This is a genomic window from Streptomyces sp. 13-12-16 (assembly GCF_002114215.1).
In the GTDB taxonomy this organism is placed as follows: domain Bacteria; phylum Actinomycetota; class Actinomycetes; order Streptomycetales; family Streptomycetaceae; genus Streptomyces.
In genome coordinates, this window is record NZ_NCTE01000568.1 from 1 (window position 1) to 4,502 (window position 4,502).

General features: G+C 72.1%; 4 protein-coding genes. All 4 read right to left on the minus strand.

The genetic code is table 11. The annotated features are described in order from the left end of the window. Positions 1-137: 137 nt before the first annotated feature. Positions 138-875, minus strand: a complete 738-nt coding sequence (locus B7767_RS22740; protein ID WP_085573822.1) for a YoaK family protein — start codon at positions 873-875, stop codon at positions 138-140. Next, the gene (locus B7767_RS22745) at positions 856-1,380 is read right to left on the minus strand and encodes a DoxX family protein (RefSeq protein WP_085573823.1); all 525 of its coding nucleotides are present in this window, start codon (positions 1,378-1,380) and stop codon (positions 856-858) included. The genes B7767_RS22740 and B7767_RS22745 overlap by 20 nt, the downstream gene beginning before the upstream one ends. A gap of 55 nt (positions 1,381-1,435) precedes the next feature. Next, positions 1,436-2,098: a hydrolase gene (locus B7767_RS22750; protein ID WP_085573824.1), complete on the minus strand. Its 663-nt coding sequence runs from the start codon at positions 2,096-2,098 to the stop codon at positions 1,436-1,438. A gap of 131 nt (positions 2,099-2,229) precedes the next feature. Continuing rightward, entirely contained in the window at positions 2,230-4,107 is a 1,878-nt protein-coding gene (locus B7767_RS22755) for an amidohydrolase (protein ID WP_179167246.1), read from the minus strand. Positions 4,108-4,502 lie beyond the last annotated feature (395 nt).

A 4,502-nucleotide genomic window follows, 5' to 3' on the forward strand; every position in this document is an offset into this window, starting at 1 on the left:
GCCCACGGTCCGCGTCCGGCCGCCGACGCCGCGGACGGATCGGGCGGTCCACAGCGCGCGGAAGACACGCGCCGCGAGCGGGGACCGGGCCGGACTCGGCCGTCGACGCCCCTTCGTCGCCCCCACGGCCCCGCGGCTCAGGACGGCGGCCGGGTCCAGGCCGGGTCGGCGGCCGAGAGACGGTGCGTGGTCACGCAGGTGAGGGCGAGAAGCAGGAGGATCAGGGCCAGGGTGGGCACGAGGTGGTCGTTCAGCACCAACTGCGCACCCGCGTAGGCGCCGAGGAACATCGTCACCACGGACAGGAACCGGCGGCCGGGCCGCGGCCCCTCACCGCCGGCCCGGCCGGAGTCCGCGGCCAAACCCGTCAGCGTCAGGGTCAGCACGGTCGTGGTGAGGTCGGGGACACCGAGGCGCCGGGCGGCGGCGTTCTGCAGGCCCATGGCGATCCCGAGGAAGACGATCAGCGTGTACCGGACGGCCGTGGTGACCTGCCCGTCGGTGGCCGCCGCGGCGGCCACGGTGACGGCGACCAGCACCGTCTGTACGGCTGTGACCGCCTTCAGCAGGCTCCCGCGGTGTGCCGCGAACCGGTCGGCGAGCCGGCCGCCGCCGAGCGCTCCGGTGAGGAACGCCACCAGCGCGACGACGGAGGCGACCGCGGACAGGTCCGCGGCGCCCACCAGGGCGAACCCCAGGAACACCACGTTGCCCGTCATGTTGGCGACGAAGACGTGCCCGAGCGCCAGATAGCTCACCGCGTCGACCAGGCCGGTGACCAGCGTCAGCGTCAGCATCAGGGGAGGCAGCGGGCCGTGACGGTCCTGCCGGGGCGGCGCGAGGGTGAGGACCATGTCATTCAGCAGCCTGCGCACTGTGCTTCCTTTCCGTAGCGGTGGCCGGACGGTGCAGCACGGTGCGCGTGAGCAGTCCGCTGACCGGGCCGGCCAGGATCGTGAGGAGGGCGGCCCACAGCGGCCAGGGGCCGAGGTCCAGTGCCCGGTCGAACGACCACCGGCCGGGCCCGGTGAGGACCAGCGCCGCGGAGACGGCGACGAGGACCAACGGGTACTCGTATCCGTCGTTCTGCACCCACAGGCCGTTGCGCCGTTTGACAGTGCCCGCGACCGTCATCACGCCCATGGCCGCCATCGCGGCCAGCGGGGTGAGCAGTCCGGCGGCCAGGAACAGGCCGGCACCGATCTGGCTGGCGCCCGCGACGACCGCGGTGATCCGGCCGCCGCGGAACCCGTCGCGGCGGAACTCCTCGGCCCCGCCCGCGAGGCCGTCGCCTCCCAGCCGGTGGCTCACCTTCTGGACTCCGTGGCCGGCGACGAGGAGTCCTGTCACCAGCCGGAGGAGCAGCAGTCCGGCATCCATCGTTTCCCTGCCTGTTCCTGACTCGATTCCGTGACCGTCGCGCGCGTGGCGGAGGTCAGCCGGCGGCGTGGTCCCCGATGACGGCCTGCGCGTAGACGACGCCGAGGCCGTAGGTACCGGCGTGCTCCTTCACGACGTCCATGACCGGCATGTAGGTCTCGCCGCGCGCCCAGTCACGCTGCAGTTCGAGCAGTACCTGCACCCAGGTGACCGGGACCACGCCGCTCTGGACCATGCGCTGGACGGCGTGTTCGTGGGCCTGCGGGCTGACGCCGCCGGACGCGTCGGTGACCACGTAGACCTCGTAGCCCTGGGCCAGGGCGGAGAGCGCGGGCAGGACGACGCAGACCTCGGTCCACAGCCCGGCGATGACGAGCTTCTCGCGGCCGGTGGCCTTGACCGCGTCGACGAAGGCGGCGTCCTCCCAGGCGTTCATCGTGGTCCGGTCGACGGTCTCCTGCCCGGGGAAGACCCCGGCGAGCTGCGGCATGAGCGGTCCGGAGAAGGACTCGGCGGCCACGGTGCTCAGGACGACCGGTACGTCGAAGACCTTGGCGGCCTTCGCCAGCCCGACGGTCGCGTTGATGATCGCGGTGCGGTCGCCGCTGCCGGTGCCGAAGAACATCTGCGGCTGGTGGTCGATGAACAGCACGGCGCAGTTGTCCGGGGTGAGCAGGTCGGGGCTGGGGGCCGCGGTGACCTCGGAGACGTTGACCATGGGAAGGCCTTTCCGGATGGGATGGGCGCGGACGGGTGTCCGCGGGTGGGTGGGGCCGCGCGGTGCGCGGGGTGCCGCGATGCGGTGGAACACCCGGGAGGGACAGCTCGTGGCCGACCCCTCCCGGGAGGTCACGGGGAGAAGCAGGGATCGAGGAAGGTGCTCGCCGGCTGGGGGGCGAGGCCGCGCCGGACGCGCCACTGACGGTGCTGCTCGGACTCGGTGACGGCCTGGCCGAGCAGTTCGGCCTGGCGGGCGCCGGACGGTCCCGTGGCGGGCGTGGCCTGGTATCCGCCGAAGTGGGCCACCGGGCTCCAGGCGGGGCTGACCGGTGGCAGTTCCTCCTCGAGGCCCTCGTACTCGGCGGCCGCATGGACGATCCGGCCGCCGACGACCGTCAGCAGGGACTCGATGTGCGCGATGTCCTGTTCGGGGACGGTGAAGTAGTCCTCGGAAAGCACTGCCAGGTCGGCGAGGAAACCGCTGCGCAGGACGCCCTTGACGCCTTCCTCCCCGGTCAGCGCCGCGCCCGCCTCGGTGAACATCGCCAGCGCGGTCCGGCGGTCGACCCGGTTGTGCGGTGGGCGCAGGACCAGGTCGCCGACGGTGCGGCCGGTGACCAGCCAGTGCAGGGCCACCCACGGGTTGTAGGTGGAGACCCGGGTGGCGTCGGTGCCGGCGCCGACGGTCAGTCCGCGCTCCAGCATGGCCCGCAGCGGTGGGGCGTCCGCGGCGGCCCCGGGACCGTAGCGGCTGAGGAACGCCTCGCCCTGGAAGGACAGGCGGTTCTGCACGGACATGGCGCCGCCGAGGGCCGCGATGCGGTCCAGGCTGTCCGCGGAGACGGTTTCCGCGTGGTCGAACAGCCATCGGTTGCCGGCCGGGAAGAGCCCTTCCGCCGCGATCTTCTCGAAGACCGCCAGGTCGCGGCGGATGGTCTCGTCATAGGTGGCGTGCAGCCGGAATCCCCAATCGTTCTCCATCAGGAGACGTACGGCCTTCTCGAATTCCGTTTCGTAGTCGGCCAGTTCCGGCCGGGGCTCGGCGAAGTTCTCGAAGTCCGCCGCCGCCCACGTCAGATTCTCGCCCGCGCCGTTGAGGCGGAGCCATTCGTCTCCGTCCTCGGGCCGGGCCACTTCGATCCAGCGCCTGAGGTCGTCGATCTCCTGGCCGACGGTCTGTGGGAACAGGTGGTAGGCGATGCGCAACGACAGTTGGCCCGCCTTCGCCAGTTCGACGACCGTGCTGTAGTCGTCGGGGAAGTTCTGGAACCCTCCGGCCGCGTCGATCGCCGACGTCAGGCCGAATCTGTTCAGTTCCCGCAGGAAGTGCCGGGTGGAGGTCTTCCTGTCCTCCCCCTCCAGTACCGGGGCTTTCGCGAGGGTCGAGTAGAGGACGAGGGCGCTGGGAGCCGCCAGCAGCATGCCCGTGGGCTCGCCGTCCCGGCCCCGTACGATCTGGCCGCCCTTGGGGTCGGGGGTTTCCCGGGTGAACCCGGCGGCCTTGAGGGCCGCCCGGTTGAGCACCGCGGCCTGGTAGAGGTGCAGGACGAAGACCGGAGTGTCGGGCGCGGCGGCGTTCAGCTCGGCGACGGTCGGCAGCCGCCGTTCGGCGAACTGCTCGGCGGACCATCCGCCCACGACCCGCACCCACTGGCCCTTGGGCGTCCGTGCCGCCTGCTCGCGCAGCATCGCCAGTCCCCGGCGGAGCGTGGGGACGCCGTCCCAGCGCAGTTCGAGTACGTAGTTGAGGCCCCCGCGGATGACGTGCAGGTGCGCGTCGTTGAGGCCCGGAACCATCCGGCGGCCGAGCGCGTCGACGACCTTCGTGTCCGGGCCGACGTGCGGGGCGACGTCGTTGTCGTCACCGACCACGGTGATGACGCCGTCGCGGACGGCGATCGCCTCGGCCTGCGGACGGACCGCGTCACCAGTGTGGATCTTCGCGTTGCGGACGACCAGGTCCGCGGCGTTTTCGGTGGTGCGGGGAGCAATTCCACCGACCGGCATCGAGGACACCTTCTCGACCTCCTTCTACGGAACGGGAAACGCCGATGCCCTCCGCACCGACTTCGGCGCACGCCGCGATCGGCGGGCGGGAAACAATCTGCCCGCGCGTGGATCCGAGCCCCTTGCACCCTGTGCCGCAAAGCTATTCAGGGCCCGGGAGTCCGTGTTTCCCCGCAGTGCACGGAACGCGTTCCCGGAGTGCACTTCCGTCCCGTGCGCCGCCCGATCGGCACCGATGCCCCGAAGAGCGGCCTTCGCCCGCGCTGCCCGGTCGTCGCCGAGCGGACCGCACGGTCGCGCAACGGGCCGTCGAGGAGCGCGGAGGTCTCCCGCTGCTCCGGCGGGTGCTGTTCCGTCCGGTCCCGGACGCGAGCCCCCCCCATCCCGCCTCCCCG

What these genes read in the sequence shown, in the direction of transcription:
- B7767_RS22750 (WP_085573824.1), bottom strand. Translation starts at nt 2,098, where the DNA reads ATGGTCAACGTCTCCGAGGTCACCGCGGCCCCCAGCCCCGACCTGCTC.
- B7767_RS22745 (WP_085573823.1), bottom strand. Translation starts at nt 1,380, where the DNA reads ATGGATGCCGGACTGCTGCTCCTCCGGCTGGTGACAGGACTCCTCGTC.
- B7767_RS22755 (WP_179167246.1), bottom strand. Translation starts at nt 4,107, where the DNA reads ATGCCGGTCGGTGGAATTGCTCCCCGCACCACCGAAAACGCCGCGGAC.